Annotated in this window: 12 protein-coding genes; 8 read left to right on the top strand and 4 right to left on the bottom strand. The window is 72.2% G+C overall.

From position 1 onward, the window contains the following. Window position 1: 1 nt before the first annotated feature. The 5 genes from SCWH03_RS28920 (at window position 2) to SCWH03_RS10175 (ending at window position 9,414) form a co-directional block, all read left to right on the top strand. Window positions 2-2,176: a thioredoxin domain-containing protein gene (locus SCWH03_RS28920; RefSeq protein WP_254076670.1), complete on the top strand. Its 2,175-nt coding sequence runs from the start codon at window positions 2-4 to the stop codon at window positions 2,174-2,176. Window positions 2,177-2,409: 233 nt separating this feature from the next. Further along, window positions 2,410-3,663, top strand: coding sequence for a glycosyltransferase (locus SCWH03_RS10195; protein WP_371872644.1), 1,254 nt, complete (start codon window positions 2,410-2,412; stop codon window positions 3,661-3,663). Then, entirely contained in the window at window positions 3,660-5,291 is a 1,632-nt protein-coding gene (locus SCWH03_RS10190) for an ArnT family glycosyltransferase (protein ID WP_173263860.1), read from the top strand. Before SCWH03_RS10195 ends, SCWH03_RS10190 begins: the two co-directional genes overlap by 4 nt. Beyond that, window positions 5,288-6,679: a glycosyltransferase gene (locus SCWH03_RS10185; protein ID WP_254076669.1), complete on the top strand. Its 1,392-nt coding sequence runs from the start codon at window positions 5,288-5,290 to the stop codon at window positions 6,677-6,679. Before SCWH03_RS10190 ends, SCWH03_RS10185 begins: the two co-directional genes overlap by 4 nt. Before the next feature lie 278 nt (window positions 6,680-6,957). Then, window positions 6,958-9,414: a galactose oxidase early set domain-containing protein gene (locus tag SCWH03_RS10175; RefSeq protein WP_173263859.1), complete on the top strand. Its 2,457-nt coding sequence runs from the start codon at window positions 6,958-6,960 to the stop codon at window positions 9,412-9,414. Window positions 9,415-9,734: 320 nt separating this feature from the next. On the opposite strand, the gene trhA is transcribed toward SCWH03_RS10175, so the two are convergent. Beyond that, entirely contained in the window at window positions 9,735-10,421 is a 687-nt protein-coding gene (gene trhA, locus SCWH03_RS10170) for a PAQR family membrane homeostasis protein TrhA (RefSeq protein WP_173263858.1), read from the bottom strand. Window positions 10,422-10,615: 194 nt separating this feature from the next. On the opposite strand from trhA, the gene SCWH03_RS10165 reads away from it, so the two are divergent. After that, window positions 10,616-12,469, top strand: coding sequence for a phosphoenolpyruvate carboxykinase (GTP) (locus tag SCWH03_RS10165; protein ID WP_173263857.1), 1,854 nt, complete (start codon window positions 10,616-10,618; stop codon window positions 12,467-12,469). A gap of 191 nt (window positions 12,470-12,660) precedes the next feature. On the opposite strand, the gene SCWH03_RS28575 is transcribed toward SCWH03_RS10165, so the two are convergent. Next, window positions 12,661-13,455, bottom strand: a complete 795-nt coding sequence (locus tag SCWH03_RS28575; protein WP_216854737.1) for a hypothetical protein — start codon at window positions 13,453-13,455, stop codon at window positions 12,661-12,663. 315 nt (window positions 13,456-13,770) lie between these two features. Here SCWH03_RS28575 and SCWH03_RS10155 point away from each other — a divergent pair, with 315 nt between their 5' ends. Further along, the gene (locus SCWH03_RS10155; RefSeq protein ID WP_308788861.1) at window positions 13,771-14,919 is read left to right on the top strand and encodes a glycosyltransferase; all 1,149 of its coding nucleotides are present in this window, start codon (window positions 13,771-13,773) and stop codon (window positions 14,917-14,919) included. Window positions 14,920-15,017: 98 nt separating this feature from the next. Here the strand turns inward: SCWH03_RS10155 and SCWH03_RS10150 are convergent, their stop codons facing one another. After that, window positions 15,018-15,407, bottom strand: coding sequence for an SCO4983 family protein (locus SCWH03_RS10150; RefSeq protein ID WP_173263856.1), 390 nt, complete (start codon window positions 15,405-15,407; stop codon window positions 15,018-15,020). Window positions 15,408-15,531: 124 nt separating this feature from the next. Beyond that, complete coding sequence (locus tag SCWH03_RS10145; protein WP_173263855.1) at window positions 15,532-16,743, bottom strand: pyridoxal phosphate-dependent aminotransferase; 1,212 nt, start codon at window positions 16,741-16,743, stop codon at window positions 15,532-15,534. A gap of 150 nt (window positions 16,744-16,893) precedes the next feature. Between SCWH03_RS10145 and SCWH03_RS10140 the strand changes: the two genes are divergently transcribed. After that, window positions 16,894-17,526, top strand: a complete 633-nt coding sequence (locus tag SCWH03_RS10140) for an alpha-ketoglutarate-dependent dioxygenase AlkB (protein ID WP_173263854.1) — start codon at window positions 16,894-16,896, stop codon at window positions 17,524-17,526. The last annotated feature ends 186 nt before the right edge of the window (window positions 17,527-17,712 follow it).

Here is a 17,712-nt window from a genome sequence, read left to right as displayed (position 1 = left end):
CATGAATCGACTGGCGAGCTCCCAGTCGCCCTATCTCCTCCAGCACGCCTCCAATCCGGTGGACTGGTGGCCCTGGCGGCAGGAGGCGTTCGAAGAGGCCCGGCGGCGCGATGTCCCCGTGTTCCTGAGCGTCGGCTACAGCGCCTGCCACTGGTGTCATGTCATGGCGCACGAGTCCTTCGAGGACGACGGCACCGCCGCCTACCTGAACGAGCACTTCGTGTCCGTCAAGGTGGACCGCGAGGAGCGGCCCGACGTGGACGCCGTCTATATGGAGGCCGTGCAGGCCGCCACCGGGCAGGGCGGCTGGCCGATGTCCGTCTTCATGACGCCGGACGGGGAGCCGTTCTACTTCGGCACCTACTTCCCGCCGGAGCCCCGCCACGGGATGCCGTCCTTCCGGCAGGTGCTCGAAGGCGTCCGCAGCGCGTGGACGAGCCGGCGCGACGAGGTGGGCGAAGTCGCGGGGAGGATCACTCGGGACCTCGCCGGGCGGGAGCTGAGCACCGGGGACGCCGGGAGCGGGACGCCGACCGAGGAGACCCAGGCCCTGGCCCTCCTCCAGCTGACCCGGGACATCGACCCCGCGAGCGGCTGGTTCAAGGGAGACACCAAGTTCCCGCCGTCGATGGTGATCGAGTTCCTGCTGCGCCACCATGCGCGGACCGGTTCCGTGGCGGCGCGGGAGATGGCGGAGGGGCTGTGCGGGGCGATGGCCCGTTCGAGCCTGTACGACCAGGTGGGCGGGGGGTTCCACCGCTACGTACTCACGCCGGCGCCCGGTGCGCCCCTGGTGCCCCACTTCGAGAAGATGCTCTACGACAACGCCCTGCTCTGCCGGGTGTACGCCCATCTGTGGCGGCTCACCGGCAGTGACCTTGCCCGCCGGGTCGCCCTGGAGACCGCCGACTTCATGGTCCGGGAGCTGAGGACCCCGGAGGGCGGTTTCGCCTCCGCACTCGACGCCGACAGCCCGCTGCCCGGCGGTTCAGGGGGGCACGCCGAGGGCGCGTACTACGTCTGGACGCCCGGCGGGCTGAGGGAGGTGCTGGGCGAGGACGACGCGGAGTTCGCCATGCGGTACTTCGGCGTGACCGAGGAGGGCACGTTCGAGCACGGGTCCTCCGTGCTCCGATTGCTGCAGGCCGCCGGGGACGCCGGGGACGCCGGGGGTGCCGGGGGTGCCGGGGGTGCGAGCTCCGCGGACGCCGGGGACGCCGGGGGTGCCGGGGGTGCGAGCTCCGCGGACGCCGGGGACGCCGGGGACGCCGGGGACGCCGGGGACGCCGGGAGGGTCGCGTCCGTGCGCGGGCGTCTGCTGGCCGCGCGGGAGGGGCGCCCGCGTCCGGGCCGCGACGACAAGATCGTCGCAGCGTGGAACGGTCTGGCGATCGCCGCCCTGGCTGAGGTGGGCGGGTACTTCGACCGGCCGGACCTGCTCGAGCGCGCCACGGAGGCCGCCGATCTGCTCGTCCGGCTCCACATGGACGACGGCGCCCGGCTGGCCCGTACCTCCAGGGACGGCCGCGCCGGCGCGCACGCCGGAGTGCTGGAGGACTACGCCGATGTCGCCGAGGGCTTCCTCGCCCTGGCCTCCGTCAGCGGCGAGGGCGCATGGCTGGATTTCGCCGGTCTTCTGCTGGATGGCGTCCTGGAGCGGTTCACCGGTTCCGAGGGGCAGTTGTACGACACGGCCCAGGACGCCGAGCCCCTGATCCGGCGGCCGCAGGACCCTACGGACAACGCCGCTCCCGCCGGTTGGACGGCCGCCGCGGGGGCGCTGCTCTCGTATGCCGCGCAGACCGGCTCCCAGGTGCACCGCGTCGCGGCGGAGCGGGCGTTGGGCGTGGTGCGGGCGCTCGGTCCGCGTGCCCCCCGGTTCATGGGCTGGGGGCTCGCCGTCGCCGAGGCGCTGCTCGACGGGCCGCGGGAGGTGGCGGTCGTCGGTGCGCCCGGGGAGGCCGGGATGCGGAGGCTGCACAGGGCCGCGCTGCTGGGGACCGCGCCGGGCGCGGTGGTCGCCGCCGGAGGTCCGGACGGCGGTGAGTTTCCGCTGCTCGGTGACCGCCCGCTCGTCGACGGGAAGCCGGCGGCCTATGTCTGCCGGCGTTTTGCCTGTGCCGCCCCCGTCACCGAAGTGGACGCGCTGCGTGAGGAGCTGACTCCCCGGGCGTGACTGCCAGGGGAGGGTTTTCGGCGACCTGCCCGAAACGCGCCATTCATCGAAAGAGGCCTACGTCGGTCACATAATCCTCCTATTCTCTTCAGCGCTGACACGGCAGCTGTGCGTGCGGCGGGTCCGTACCGCGGTTCCGCCTGCCCGCACAGGGGGGTTCCAGGGGGGAGCAGCGCGGTGGGCAAGGGGGCCCGCCGCGGCGGTCGCCCCTGTCGTTGGGGGGCACATTGCTCATGTCCTTGCTCATCGGCGCCATCTCCTTGGCGCTCTTCTGGATGGCGGCGTTCACGCTCTGGTGGCAGATGCACGCGTGGCGCACGCCGGAGACGCTCGCGTCGACCCGCTTCGAGAGCCCGGCGGGCGGGGAGCGGCTGTCGTTCTCCCTGCTGCTTCCCGCCCGGCACGAACAGCTGGTGCTCGAGCACACGATCGACAGGCTGCTGGAGTCCGGCCACCGGGACTTCGAGATCATCGTCATCGTCGGGCACGACGACCCGGAGACCGCGGACGTCGCGTCCCGGGCCGCGTCCCGCGCTCCGGGCGGCCGGGTGCGGGTCGTCGTCGACACCCATGAGACCAAGAACAAGCCGAAGGCGCTCAACACGGCCCTCCCGCACTGCCGCGGGGACGTCGTCGGGGTCTTCGACGCCGAGGACCAGGTGCACCCGGAACTCCTGGCCCATGTCGACCACGCCTTCACCGCCACCGGCGCCGACGTCGTCCAGGGCGGCGTCCAGCTGATCAACTTCCACTCCTCCTGGTACGCGCTGCGCAACTGCCTGGAGTACTTCTTCTGGTTCCGCTCGCGCCTCCACCTCCACGCCGCCAAGGGCTTCATCCCCCTCGGCGGCAACACCGTCTTCGTCCGCACCGCCGTGCTGCGCGAGGCGGGCGGCTGGGACCAGGACTGCCTGGCCGAGGACTGCGATCTCGGGGTCCGCCTGTCGAGCCGGGGCCGGAAGGTCGTCGTCGCCTACGACGCCGACATGGTCACCCGCGAGGAGACCCCCGGCACGCTGATGTCGCTGCTGAAGCAGCGCACCCGCTGGAACCAGGGCTTCCTGCAGGTGTACCGGAAGCGGGACTGGCGGGAACTGCCCACGTTCGGGCAGCGGATGCTCGCCCGCTACACGCTGATGACCCCGTTCATGCAGGCGTTCACCGGCGTGGTCATCCCCGTCAACGCCGCAGCCGCGCTGCTGCTCGACGTACCCGTCGGCGTCGCCTTCCTCAGCTTCCTGCCGCTGGTCACGGCCATCATGACCTTCGTCTTCGAGATCGTCGGACTGCACGACTTCGGGACCCAGTACGGGCTGCGGGTCCGCCTCCCGCACTACCTCAAGCTCATCGCCGGCGGCCCCTTCTACCAGGTGCTCCTCGCGGGCGCGGCCGTCCGGGCCGTCTGGCGCGAGCAGCGCGGCCGCAACGAGTGGGAGCTGACCAGCCATGTCGGCGCGCACCTCACCCGAGAGGACGTCCCCGCGTGACCTCGACCCTCACGGCGGCGCCGGTCCCGGCGGCCGCCCGCTCCGCCGACCCCCGAAGGGGGCCGGCCGCCCGGCCCGACGTCCGCTTCCGGTCCTCCCGGCCCGATCTGCTGCTGTGCGGCGCGCTGCTGACCGCCATCCTGGTGGTGCAGGGCTGGAACATCGGGCAGTTCCCCACCCTCAGCGACGACGAGGGCACCTACCTCGCCCAGGCATGGGCCGTCCAGCAGGGCCACGGCCTCGCCCACTACACCTACTGGTACGACCACCCCCCGCTCGGCTGGATCCAGCTCGCCGGCCTGACCTGGATCCCCTCGCTGATCGCGCCCGACGCGATGACGGTGGCCACGATGCGCACGGCGATGCTGCTGGTCAGCGCGGTGAGCGCGGTGCTCCTCTACGTCCTGGCGCGCCGGCTGTGGCTGCCGCGCTGGGCCGCCGGGCTCGCCATGGCCCTCTTCGGACTGTCACCGCTGTCCGTGGTCCTGCAGCGGGAGATCTTCCTCGACAACCTCGCCGTGATGTGGATCCTGCTGGCGTTCTGCCTCGCGGCCTCGCCCAGGCGCCATCTCTGGCACCATTTCGGAGCCGGGATCGCCGCCGCCACCGCGGTGCTCACCAAGGAGACCATGCTGGTCGTCCTGCCCGCACTGCTGGTGACGATGTGGCGCTTCAGCCACCGGGACACCCGCAAGTTCGCGGTCACCGGCGCCGTCGCCGCCTGCGCGCTGATCGGCTTCTCGTACCCGCTGTTCGCGCTCCTCAAGGGCGAACTGCTGCCGGGCGAGGGGCATGTGTCGCTGTGGGAGGGCATCACGTACCAGATGAGCCGGCCCGGCTCCGGGTTCGTCCTCGGGGAGGGCACCGGCTCGAACGGTGTGCTGCGGTCCTGGCTCTACTACGACCGGGTGCTGCCGGTCGGCGGACTCGCCTGCGCCGCGCTGCTGCTGCTGACACCGCGCTGGTCGGTGACCGCGCGGGCGCTCGCCGGGCCCGCCCTCGCCGTGGCCGTCCTCGCGGTCGTGGCCCTGCGCCCGTCCGGCTATCTGCCGGCGATGTACGTCATCCAGGCGCTGCCGTTCCTGGCCCTGGTGCTGGCCGGCGGGGCCGCGAGCGCCGGGCACGCGGTGCTGAACCGGCTGCGCCGCCCCGGCGAGGCGCGTCCGCTCGTCCTCGCCCGGCGGTCGGCTGCCGTCGTGCTCGCGCTCGCCGCGGCCGGGTACGTCCTGCCTCGCTGGTACGAGGGGGACCGCACCGCGATGACGGCCGACGCCAACGCCCCGTACCGGGCCGCCGCCGCATGGCTGAGCACCGAGGTGCCCGAACCCGCCCGCACCCGGGTGCTCGTCGACGACGCCCTCTGGCTCGACCTGGTGCACGCCGGGTACCGGCCTGGGCTCGGGGCCATCTGGTTCTACAAGGCCGACCTCGACCCCGCGGTGGCGAAGACCATGCCGCGCGGCTGGCGGGACCTTCACTATGTGGTCGCCTCGCCGACGGTCCGCCGCGACGCCCGCGACCTGCCCACGGTCCGCGCCGCGCTGGAGAACTCCGCGCCGGTCGCCGTGTTCGGCGCGGGCGAGGACCGTATCGAGATCCGCGAAATCGGGGGAGCTGAGCGCACATGACGAGCCATCACAGGCCCTCGGCCGACGGGCCGGGGCTCAGCCCCGGAGCGCTGGAGGACACGCTCGGCGAGACGGCGGGCGTCGCCGAACCGGCGGCCGTCACCGTCGTGATCCCGACCTTCGACGAGGCCGCGAACATACCCGAACTGCTGCGCCGGCTCACCGACGCGGTGCCGAAGCGGCTGCCCTGCGAGGTGGTGTTCGTCGACGACTCCTTGGACGACACCCCGGCCGTGATCGCCGAGAGCGCGAAGGACTGCCCCTTCCCCGTCACCGTCATCCACCGGGACACCCCCGACGGCGGGCTCGGCGGCGCGGTCGTGGAGGGGATGAAGGCCGCCGGGTCAGGATGGATCGTGGTCATGGACGCCGACCTGCAGCATCCGCCGTCCCTCATCCCCGAACTCGTCGCCACCGGCGAGGAGGAGTCCGCCGACCTCGTCGTCGCCAGCCGCTATCTGCCGGGCGGAAGCCGCGCGGGGCTCGCGGGCGGCTACCGGGTGGCCGTCTCCCGCGGGGCGACCTGGCTCGCCAAGGGGCTCTTCCCCCGCACCCTGCGCGGCATCAGCGACCCCATGAGCGGCTTCTTCGCCATCCGCCGCTCGGCCGTGGCCGCGGAGGCGCTGGAGCCGCTCGGCTACAAGATCCTGCTGGAGCTGGCCGTACGCTGCCGCCCCGAGGAGGCCGCCGAAGTACCGTTCGTCTTCCAGGACCGGTTCGCCGGCGAGTCCAAGTCGACGGCCAGGGAGGGCCTGCGCTTCCTGCAGCACCTGGTCGCGCTGCGGACCGCCTCCCCCTTCGCGCGGATGGCCGCCTTCGGGCTGATCGGGCTCACCGGCTTCGTCCCCAACCTGCTCGCGCTGCACGCGCTGGTGACCGCCGGGCTGCACTACCTGCCGGCCGAGATCATCGCCAACCAGGCCGGTGTGCTGTGGAACTTCGTCCTCATCGAGCTGCTGCTGTTCCGCGACCGCCGCCACCACCGCCACTGGGCGGACCGGGTGGGCCGCTTCGCCCTGCTCGCCAACGCGGACCTGGGCCTGCGGATCCCGCTGATAGCCCTGCTCGTCGGGCATTTCCAGCTGGCCGTGCTGCCCGCCACCACACTCGCGCTGCTGACGACGTTCGTGCTGCGTTTCGCCGGTACGGAGGCGCTCGTCTACCTGCCGCGCCGAGGCCGTGCCGCGGGGAGCGCCGGCAGGACGGGCGGTGACGCGAAGAGCCCTGCCGCGCGGGGTGGTGACAGGAAGAGCCGTACCGAAGGGAGCCGCGGCGCGAAGGGCCGTACCGAAGGGAGCCGTGACACGAAGGGCCGTACCGAAGGGACACGTAACACGACGAGCCGAAGCACGAGGAGCAGTACAGGTACAGCAAGGAGCACCAGATGACACCACCAGGACGTACCAGCAGACCCAGCCGGCTTGCCCGGCGCATCCCTCTCATCCGTCTCATCCCCCTCATCCGACGCCCGCGTTTCCTGCCGCTCATCCGACCCGCCCGACCCGCCCGACTCGCCCGACCCGCCCGACTCGCCCGACCCGCCCGACTCGCCCGACCCGCCCGACTCGCCCGGCCTGCTCGACGCGCCCGATCCACCCGGCAGGCCCGGCAGGCCCGGCAGGCCCGGCAGACCCGCAGGACGACCGCGCTGCTCGCCGTCGCCGCCATGACCGCGGGCCTGCTGCTCGCCGCCCAGCAGCCGGCCGCCGCGGGACCCAACCTCGTCAAGAACCCCGGCTTCGAGACCCCCGGCAGCGGCGACATGCCGCTCTGCTGGGCGAAGTCGGGCTGGGGCGACAACGACTTCACCTTCACCACCACCGCGGACGCGCACACCGGCTCCGCCGCGATGAGGGTGGAACTCACCCGCCGAGTGGACGGCGACCGCAAGGCGCTCATCACGGAGTCCACCGCCTGCGCCCCGTACGTCGCCCCGGAGCGGCAGTACGACCTGTCCTTCTGGTACAAGTCGACGACCCCGGACACCGCCCTCACCCTCTTCCGCCACGACACCACGACGGGCTGGCAGTACTGGACCGACCTGCGGACCCTCCCCATGGAGGACGACTGGACCCGCAGCGAGGTGCGCACCCCGGCCATCCCGCCGGACACGGACCGGATCACCTGGGGCGTCTCCGTCTTCGGCACCGGCAGCGTCACCACCGACGACTACGCGATGGAGGAGGTCGCCCCGCCTCCGCCGGACCCGGTGTGCACGGCCACCGCGGAGGAGTGCGCCAAGGGGCGCTGGGAGGTGCTGCCCACCAAGAACCCGGTGCGCTCGGTCCACTCGGTGGTGCTGCACGGGGGCACCCCCACCCAGGCGGGAGGCTCCGGGGGAGGCAAGGTACTGCTGATCGCCGGTTCCGGGAACGACCCCGGGTTGTTCGAGGCGGGGACGTTCACCACCGCCCTGTACGACCCGGTGGCCGGGACGTACAAGGACATCCCGACGCCCGCGGACATGTTCTGCGCCGGGCACGTCCAGCTCGCCGACGGCCGGGTGCTGGTGATGGGCGGCAACAAGGGCTATCCGTCGGCCGACGGCTCGATCGGCTACCAGGGCCTGCGGGACTCGTACATCTTCGACCCGGAGACCGAGTCGTACACCAGGACCAACGACATGAACGGGGGCCACTGGTACCCGTCGGCGACGCTCCTCGGCGACGGTGACGTCATCTCCTTCGGCGGGCTGAAGGAGGACTCCACGGGCAGTGTGACGGCGGAGAAGTTCTCGGCCGCGGAGAACCGGTGGCTGCCGGTCCACCAGGTCAACCAGACCTGGTCGTTCTGGGGCCTGTACCCGTCGATGATCCTGATGCAGGACGGCCGCCTCTTCTACTCGGGCAGCCATGTCTTCGGCAACGGCACCCCCGGTACCGGCGCCTCGATCTACGACTACGACGCCAACACCATCACGGACGTGCCGGGCCTGCGCAACAAGGACCAGCGCGACGAGAGCGCCAGCGTCCTGCTGCCCCCGGCGCAGGACCAGCGGGTCCTCACCATCGGCGGCGGCAACAACGAGACCAACCCGGCGGCCAACCGGACCACCGACATCATCGACCTGAAGCAGCCCGACCCGCGGTACACGGCGGGTCCGCCACTGCCGCAGGGCCTGGTCGACCAGGGCCACGGCAAGCGCCCGCAGACCGGTGACGAGGGCAAGATGTACGTCTCGGCGGTGCTGCTGCCCGACGGCAAGGTGCTGGAGACCGGAGGCGGGCTGCACGACCGGGCCGATCCGGTCTACGAGGCGTCCTTCTTCGACCCGGTGACCGACACCTACGAGGAGGGCCTCGCGGCCGACCCGATCCCGCGCACCTACCACTCGTCGGCGTTCCTGCTGCCCGACGGCCGGGTCATGGCAGTGGGCGACAACCCCGGCAACGGCACCTACAACCACAACGTGTCCATCTACACCCCGCCGTACCTGCTCAAGGGCCCCCGTCCGCGGATCACCTCGGTGGCCGAGGGCGAGTGGCGGTACGGCGACACCCAGCGGATCACGGTGGACCGGCCGATCGTCAGGGCCGAACTGATCCGGCCTGCCGCGGTCACCCACTCCTCGGACCCCAACCAGCGCTTCGTGGACCTTCCGATGAGCGTGGTGGACGACCAGACGATCGACCTCAACGTCACGAGCAACCCCAACCTCGCCCCGCCCGGCTGGTACATGCTCTTCGCCGTGGACGCGGCCGGAATCCCGTCCGTGGCCGAATGGGTGCACCTGGGGGCCCCGGCCGCCGCGGCGGCGGCCGGGCACGGCACACCGGCCGCGCATGACGCCCCGGCCGCGCATGACGCCCCGTCCGCACATGTCCACGACTTCGCCGGGGACCTCGGCAAGTCCCCCAAGAAGAACCCCGGGAAGCGGTCCTCGGCTCCGGTCAGCCCGAAGGTCGCGGGCTGCGACCGGAACTACGGCACGGCCGGCGTCTGCGTGCCCCTCGCCTTCCCGGCTCCGGTGAAGGCCACGACCAAGTCCCGCTGCGACTGGCTCGCGGCGCACGGATACGGCCGGCTGAAGGTCAACGGCAAGCACGACCCGCTCCGGCTCGACCCGGACCGGGACGGCCGCGCCTGCGGGAAGGGCGACCTGAGGAGGCATCGGGGCCGGTAGCCCGGCGCGGCGGGGTCCACCGGGTCTGGCGGGTACCGGATCTGGCGGGTCGGGGAGATGCCGAGGCCGGGGAGCAGGCGGGGCGGGCGGCAGGCGCCGGTGCCCGCGCTGCCCGGTGCCCGCGCTGCCGGGCGCGGGGGCCCGCCCCCGCGCCCGTGCCTTCCGGAGCGCCTGCGGCCCTGCGTGCACAGGCCGCTACGGCCCGCCGGCGGTACGGCCCGGCGGGCCCAGGGACCGGTGCACGCAGGGACCGGCGCACGCAGGGACGACGGTCCGCGCCCGGTGGTTCTCCCCCGCGGGCCGCCGCCCCTCCGTGCCCTTCAGGAGTGCCGGTAGGCGACCAGGGAGATCCCCACGTAGTGGACGGCGAAGGCGGCCAGGGTGAGGGAGTGGAAGACCTCGTGGAAGCCGAACCAGCGCGGCGACGGGTTCGGCCGCTTCATCCCGTAGATCACGCCCCCCGCGCTGTACAGCAGCCCGCCGACGATCACCAGCACCAGGACGGCGATGCCCCCCGTGCGCAGGAAGTCGGGCAGGAAGAAGACCGCGGCCCAGCCCATCGCGATGTAGCAGGGCGTGTAGAGCCACCGGGGCGCGCCCACCCAGAACACCCGGAAGGCGATTCCGGCAACCGCTGCCGCCCAGACCGCCCACAACAGCACCCGCGCGGTGGAGTCCGGCAGGAGGAGCAGGGTCAGCGGGGTATACGTACCGGCGATGATCAGGAAGATGTTCGCGTGGTCCAGCCGGCGGAGGACGGCCGTCGCACGGGGGCCCCAGGTGCCCCGGTGGTAGAGCGCGCTCACGCCGAAGAGCAGACAGGCGGTGAGTACGTATATGCCGCAGGCGATCCTCCCGCGGGCCGAGTCGGCGAGGGCGGTCAGCACGATCCCCGCGACCAGCACGGCGGGGAACATGCCCGCGTGCAGCCACCCCCGCAACCGCGGCTTCACCGGAGGTGGATCGATCTCGGTCGCATCGGTCACGTCGGGCGGCGCTGCAGTCATGGCGGCATGCTATCGACGGGGCCGCAGGGGGCCGACCCCGAGTGGCCATGCTCACGTGAGGGGTCCTCTGGACAGATGGGCGCCGGACACGGATGATCAGATGAGTGCGGTCGGCACCGGATGAGCGGCTACGAAGCGTCCGGGTCGCAGCCCCCACGGGGCGACAACCTCAAACCCCTCATTTAGGAGCAATCGTGGCGCGCGACATCGCGGCTCCCGGCAACGCCCCCACCCACCACCGGGAACTGATCGCCTGGGTCGACGAGATCGCGGAACTGACGCAGCCGGACCGGGTGGTCTGGTGCGACGGTTCCGAGGCCGAGTACGACCGCCTGGCCGAGGAACTGGTCGCCAAGGGCACGTTCCGCAAGCTGGACCCGATCAAGCGCCCGAACTCCTACTACGCGGCCTCCGACCCCACGGACGTGGCGCGCGTCGAGGACCGCACCTTCATCTGCTCCGAGAAGGAGGAGGACGCCGGCCCGACGAACCACTGGAAGGCCCCCGCGGAGATGCGGGAGATCTTCTGCGGCGGGAACGGGGGCACCTCCGGGGCCGAAGGCTCTGGGGGACTCTTCCGCGGTTCGATGAAGGGCCGGACGATGTACGTCGTCCCCTTCTGCATGGGCCCCCTCGGCTCCCCGCTGTCCGCGCTGGGCGTGGAGATCACCGACTCCGCCTATGTCGCCCTCTCCATGCGCACCATGACCCGGATGGGCCAGGCCGTCCTGGACGAGCTCGGCTCCGACGGCTTCTTCGTGAAGGCCGTGCACACCCTGGGCGCACCGCTGGAGCCGGGCCAGGAGGACGTTCCGTGGCCGTGCAACTCCACCAAGTACATCTCGCACTTCCCCGAGTCCCGTGAGATCTGGTCCTACGGCTCCGGCTACGGCGGCAACGCCCTCCTCGGCAAGAAGTGCTACGCCCTGCGCATCGCCTCCGTGATGGCCCGCGACGAGGGCTGGCTCGCCGAGCACATGCTGATCCTCAAGCTGACCCCGCCGCAGGGCGAGCCGAAGTACGTGGCCGCGGCCTTCCCCTCGGCCTGCGGCAAGACCAATCTGGCCATGCTGGAGCCCACGATCTCCGGCTGGACGGTGGAGACCATCGGCGACGACATCGCCTGGATGCGCTTCGGCGAGGACGGCCGGCTCCACGCGATCAACCCCGAGGCCGGCTTCTTCGGCGTCGCACCCGGTACCGGCGAGCACACCAACGCCAACGCCATGAAGACCCTGTGGGGCAACGCGGTCTTCACCAACGTCGCCCTCACCGACGACGACGACGTCTGGTGGGAGGGGATGACGCAGGACCCCCCGGCCCATCTGACCGACTGGAAGGGCAACGACTGGACGCCGGAGTCCGGCACCCCGGCCGCCCACCCGAACGCCCGCTTCACCGTCCCCGCCGCGCAGTGCCCGATCATCGCGCCGGAGTGGGAGGACCCGAAGGGCGTGCCGATCTCGGCGATCCTCTTCGGCGGCCGCCGCGCCTCCGCCGTCCCGCTGGTGACGGAGTCCTTCGACTGGCAGCACGGTGTCTTCCTGGGCGCGAACGTGGCCTCCGAGAAGACCGCCGCCGCCGAGGGCAGGGTCGGCGAGCTGCGCCGCGACCCGTTCGCGATGCTGCCCTTCTGCGGCTACAACATGGGCGACTACATGGCCCACTGGATCAAGGTCGGCAAGGACGCCGACCAGTCCAGGCTCCCGAAGATCTACTACGTGAACTGGTTCCGCAAGAACGACGCCGGCGAGTTCGTCTGGCCGGGCTTCGGCGAGAACGGCCGCGTGCTGAAGTGGATCGTGGAGCGTCTGGAGGGCAGGGCCGAGGGCGTCGAGACGCCGATCGGGATCCTGCCGACCCGGAAGTCCCTGGACACCGACGGCCTGGAGCTGGCCGACGAGGACCTGGACTTCCTGCTCAAGGTCGACGCGGACGTATGGCGCGAGGAGGCCGCGCTGGTCCCCGAGCACCTCAACACCTTCGGTGACCACACCCCGAAGGAGCTGTGGGACGAGTACCGCGCACTGGTCGCCCGACTGGGCTGAACCCCCACTCGGAGCCGAGGCCGGGGCCCGCACCGTACAACGGCGTACGGTGCGGGCCCCGGCCCTTTCCCGGGTGCGGGGCCGCCGGTATGCCCGGGCGCGGGGTCGTCCGCTCCCGGGCCGCCGATCAGCCCGCTTCCCGCGTCGCCAGGCGGGGACCGGGGGCCGGCGACCCGTCGGGCGGGGGTGGCTCAGCCGCTGCCGGGGGCGTTCTGCACGGCTTCGCCGTCCTGCAAGGCCGACAGCATGGCCGGCTGGTTGACGACCAGTGTCCAGGGCTCGCCCCAGAAGAAGTCGCCGTCGCCGACCTGACCGCGGGTCTCCCACACCTCCCCGTTGGTGGTCAGCACCTTGGCGTAGGCCGTGTCGCCGCGGGCGGTGAGCGACACCGCGCACGGGTTCCTGGGGAAGTCGCCGTTCTCCGTGATGTCCTGCCACTCGTAGTCGCCGACGGGGACACCTCCCTCGAGCGGACGGCGGCCGACCCAGTAGGTGTTGTTGCGCAGCAGCGCCGCGCTGAACTCCTCCGTGTTGTTGGGTGCGTAGGAGTCGATGTCGACGCACCTGCCGCCGACACCGGCAGGTCCTCTGGGCCCGGTGGGTCCGGTGGGTCCGGTGGGTCCGGTGGCTCCGTCGGCTCCGCCGGGTCCGGTGGGTCCGGTGGGTCCGGTCGGTCCGGTCGGTCCGTCGGCTCCGCCGGGTCCGGTGGGTCCGGTGGGTCCGTCGGGTCCAGTCGGTCCGGTCGGTCCGGTCGGTCCGGTCGGTCCGGTGGGTCCGGTGGGTCCGGTCTTGCCGCGGCACTTGTCCCCGCCGCTCTCCGTGACGAAGCCGGTCACGTCATCCGCGAAGGAGAGGTACGGGTCGCATCTGTCCTCGTCGGCCGCCTGGACAGCAGCGCGCTGGGAGGTGAGGGGGGACGCCAGCGCCGGGTCGGCGAATCCCAGCGTCATCAGGGCCAGTGAGGCCGCCGCACTGCCGGCGAGCATCCGGCTCCGTCTCGTGAGGGGCGAGAGGCCGCGTCGGGTCCTGCTCTCAGGACTCATGAACTGCCTACTTTCTTGGCTTCTGGTACGGGTTCTTCGGGGTGCGGCGGGATACCCGGGGCGGACGGCCCGCCGCGCTCCGCGGACATCATTGGGCCGCGGGCGCGACCGCGGGCCCAGGCGCGCTCGGGTGCACCCGGTGATTGACGTATCGGCGGATCGGAGCCGTCCGAAGGGGCTATCCCCGGTGTGCCGCCGGGCCGGCCGGCGGCACGGCGCCTAGGGTCCCGCTCACGTACCCGCGTGGAGTGGTGACCCGTGACGCAGTCCGTCTGCCTCTGCATGATCGTGAAGAACGAGAGCGGCGTCATCGAGCGCTGCCTCAGGTCGGTCCGTCACCTGGTCTCCTACTGGGTGATCTCGGACACCGGGTCCACGGACGGAACGCAGGAACTGGTCCGCAGGGCGCTCGAGGGCATCCCCGGTGAGCTGCACGAGGAGCCCTGGGTGAACTTCGGGCACAACCGCAGCCGGAACATCGCGCACGCGCACCGGAAGGCCGACTACCTGCTCCTGCTCGACGCGGACCTGGTGATCAGGCAGGACGGCCCGCTGCCGCCGCTCACCCATGCCTCCTACATGCTCCGGCACGAAGGGGACACGGAGTACCGCATCAAGCGACTGGTGCGGGGCGACATCCCCTGGCGCTACGAGGGGGTCACGCACGAGTACCTCACCACCGACGAGCCGGCGGACCAGCAGAACCTCGACGCCCTGGTCGTCGTCGATCACGCCGACGGCGGATCACGCCACGACAAGTTCGCACGCGACGCGAGGTTGCTGAGCGCCGAGCTGAAGCGGGACCCCGGCAACAGCCGGACCGTCTTCTACCTGGCGCAGACCATGCGCGACCTGGGCCGGGTGGAAGAGGCGGCCGCCCTCTACGAGCGTCGTGCGGGCATGGGCGGCTGGCCGGAGGAGGTCTACTACGCGCTGCTCCAGGTGGGCGTGCTCAAGGCGGACAACGGGGACTGGCCGGGCGGCATGGACGCCCTGGTGCGGGCCTGGGAGGCGCGTCCGCAGCGTCTCGAGGCCGCGTACGAACTCGCCTCACGGCTGCGCTGCATGGGCTGCCACCATGCGGCGTACGCCTTCGCGCGCGGCGGTGTGGGCCGGACCGCTCCGGACGACCTGCTCTTCGTACAGCCCTGGGTGTACCGGTGGGGACTGCTGTTCGAGTACTCGATCTGCGCCTACTGGGTGGGGGACTGGGCGGCCTCGCTGGAGGCATGCGACCGGCTTCTCGCCGTCTCCGGTCTCCCCGAGGCCCACCGCCTCCGGACCCTGGCCAACCGGGAGTTCGCCGCCGACCGCCTCGCCGCCGCCCTGGGGAGGCCCCGGGCCGCTCCGGGCACACGCCGGCGCGCCGGGTCCGGTGGCGGGAAGGGGCGGGGCCGGCGGCGGTGAGGGAGCGGGGCCGGCGGCGGTGAGCCCAGGGCGGCGCGGCGAGGCAGCGGGCGCGAGGCGCCCGGTCCGCGCGTCTCCTGGCACGCGGACCGGGGCCGTCAGGGGGCGGCGCCGACGAGCCGCGTGTCGCGAAGGGCGGCGGTGTGCGCGTCGATCCGCTCGGCGGACAGGATCGCGACGGCGGTGTCGGCGCGCGAGGCGGCCACCACCAGGGCGCGCCCGGCCAGTGCCAGGGCGCGGTTGTGGAGGGCGGCCGGGTCGGCGCCGCTGAGTCCGGCGTGGCGGGCGGGCGGGGCGCCGCGCAGCCGGGCGACCTGCTCGGCGATGCGCTCCGCCGCTGCGGTGAGTCCGAGCTCGTCGGTCACGGCGAGGAGTGCCGCGAGATGCCCGGCGAGCTGGATGTCCAGCTCCTCCTCACGGCTGCGGTGGGGGAAGTCGCACTCGCCGGCCATCGAGTGCACCGACTTGGAGCGGATCGGTTCGTACATGGGACGGCCTCCTGCAGTAGCTCTGGAGCCATCCTAGCTTAGATCGCGTCTAAAGTTGAGGGATGTCCGGAGGGAGTGGCCGGACCGGCCCGCGCACACTCCGCGTCCCCGCCGCTCCGCCGGGTCAGCGCTGGCTGTAGCCGTCCAGGAAGCTGCCGATCCGGGTGATCGCGTCCGACAGGTCCGTCGCGTTCGGCAGCGTGACGATCCGGAAGTGGTCGGGCTCGTGCCAGTTGAAGCCCGTCCCGTGGACGACCATGATCTTCTCGGTGCGCAGCAGGTCCAGCACCAGCTGACGGTCGTCCTTGATCTTGTAGACCCCCGGGTCGAGCCGCGGGAACAGGTAGAGCGCGCCCTTGGGCTTCACACACGTCACGCCCGGGATCTGCGTCAGCAGCTCGTACGCCGCGTCGCGCTGCTCGAGCAGCCGTCCGCCCGGCAGGACCAGGTCCTCGATCGACTGCCGCCCCTGGAGCGCGGCGGCCACCGCGTGCTGCGCCGGCATGTTGGCGCAGAGCCGCATGTTCGCCAGGATCGTCAGGCCCTCGATGTACGAGGTCGCGTGCGCCTTGGGTCCGCAGACCGCGAGCCAGCCGCTGCGGAAGCCGGCGACCCGGTAGTTCTTCGACATGCCGTTGAAGGTGAGGACCAGCAGGTCCGGCGCGATCGCGGCGGTGGGGGTGTGCGTGGCCCCGTCGTAGAGGATCTTGTCGTAGATCTCGTCCGAGCACACCACCAGCCCGTGCCGGCGGGCGACGTCCGTGAGCTGCCGCAGCATCTCGTCGTCGTAGACAGCGCCGGTCGGGTTGTTCGGATTGATGATCACGATGGCCTTGGTGCGATCGGTGATCTTCCGCTCGATGTCCGCGACATCCGGCATCCAGTCGGACGCCTCGTCGCAGCGGTAGTGCACGGCCGTCCCGCCGGACAGCGACACGGCGGCCGTCCAGAGCGGGTAGTCCGGTGCCGGGACCAGCACCTCGTCGCCGTCGTCGAGCAGCGCCTGCATGGACATCTGGATGAGCTCGGACACCCCGTTGCCGAGATAGACGTCGTCCACCGAGAGCGCGACGCCCTTCGTCTCGTAGTGGCTCATGACCGCCCGGCGCGCGCTCAGCAGGCCCTTCGCGTCGCCGTAGCCGTGGGCGTCCCCCACGTTCCGCAGGACGTCCTCGAGGATCGCCGGGGGGCACTCGAAGCCGAAGGCGGCCGGGTTCCCGGTGTTCAGCTTGAGGATGCGGTGGCCTGCGGCCTCCAGCCGCATCGCCTCCTCGAGCACCGGGCCGCGGATCTCGTAACAGACGTTGGCGAGCTTCGTCGACTGGATCACCTGCATGACGCGAGCTTACGGGCCCCCGGCGGGCCGCGCTCCGTGTTTTGGGCCACCCCGCCCCGGGCGGGGCCGGTGGCGCCGGAGGGCGGGAAGGAGGTTCCGGCCCTGTCACCGAATAGCTCACTTGTTCGGTTTTCTGGTTACCCTGGAGGCATGCAGCCAGTCCACCTCCAGGGTTCGCTCTTCGACCAGACCGACGAGATACGGCTCGGCCCGCTGACCGGCGTCCGCCGCACGGTACTCGGGCAGGGGGCCTGGCTCGATGTGCTGCCGGGCTGGCTCAGCGGAGCCGACGCGCTGTTCCGGGAGCTGGCGGAGGGCGTCCCCTGGCGGGCGGAACGGCGGCGGATGTACGAACGCGAGGTCGACGTGCCCCGGCTGCTCGCGCACTACCGCCAGGGCGAGGCACTGCCGCACCCCGTGCTGGCCGCGGCCCGCGACGCCCTGAGCGCGCACTACGCCGCCGAACTCGGCGAGCCCTTCGTGACGGCCGGGCTCTGCTACTACCGCGACGGCCACGACAGCGTCGCCTGGCACGGCGACCGCACCGGCCGGGGTTCCCGGGAGGACACGATGGTCGCCATCCTCTCCGTCGGCGCCCCGCGCGATCTGGCGCTCCGGCCCAGGAACGGCCACGGCGCTCCACTGCGCAAGGCGCTCGGCCACGGCGACCTCGTCGTCATGGGCGGCTCCTGCCAGCGGACCTGGGAGCACGCCGTGCCCAAGACCGGCCGGGCGGTGGGGGCACGGGTCAGCGTCCAGTTCCGGCCGCGCGGGGTGAGCTGAGGAGCCCGGGGGTGGGCTGAGGGGCGCGGGGGGTGGGTTGAGGGGCGCGGGACCCGCCCGATGGCCGGCCCCCCCACCCCGTATCCGTACGCGGCGTGCCGTGGTGCGTCAGCGCGCCCTCCGGGGGCGGCCGCCGGGCGGGGGAAGCGCCGTGGGGCGGTCGCCGGGCCGGGCAAGCGTCAGGGC

Origin of the sequence: Streptomyces pacificus (assembly GCF_011766325.1) — a bacterium.
Classification (GTDB): Bacteria; Actinomycetota; Actinomycetes; order Streptomycetales; family Streptomycetaceae; genus Streptomyces; species Streptomyces pacificus.
The sequence above is the reverse complement of the archived record's forward strand: the minus strand, read 5'-3'. Positions and strand labels throughout refer to the sequence as shown.

Excerpts from the sequence above, each read along its gene's own strand:
- SCWH03_RS28920 (WP_254076670.1), top strand. The coding sequence starts at position 2 with ATGAATCGACTGGCGAGCTCCCAGTCGCCCTATCTCCTCCAGCACGCC.
- SCWH03_RS10195 (WP_371872644.1), top strand. The coding sequence starts at position 2,410 with ATGTCCTTGCTCATCGGCGCCATCTCCTTGGCGCTCTTCTGGATGGCG.
- SCWH03_RS10185 (WP_254076669.1), top strand. The coding sequence starts at position 5,288 with ATGACGAGCCATCACAGGCCCTCGGCCGACGGGCCGGGGCTCAGCCCC.
- SCWH03_RS10175 (WP_173263859.1), top strand. The coding sequence starts at position 6,958 with ATGACCGCGGGCCTGCTGCTCGCCGCCCAGCAGCCGGCCGCCGCGGGA.
- trhA (WP_173263858.1), bottom strand. The coding sequence starts at position 10,421 with ATGACTGCAGCGCCGCCCGACGTGACCGATGCGACCGAGATCGATCCA.
- SCWH03_RS28575 (WP_216854737.1), bottom strand. The coding sequence starts at position 13,455 with ATGCTCGCCGGCAGTGCGGCGGCCTCACTGGCCCTGATGACGCTGGGA.
- SCWH03_RS10150 (WP_173263856.1), bottom strand. The coding sequence starts at position 15,407 with ATGTACGAACCGATCCGCTCCAAGTCGGTGCACTCGATGGCCGGCGAG.
- SCWH03_RS10145 (WP_173263855.1), bottom strand. The coding sequence starts at position 16,743 with ATGCAGGTGATCCAGTCGACGAAGCTCGCCAACGTCTGTTACGAGATC.
- SCWH03_RS10140 (WP_173263854.1), top strand. The coding sequence starts at position 16,894 with ATGCAGCCAGTCCACCTCCAGGGTTCGCTCTTCGACCAGACCGACGAG.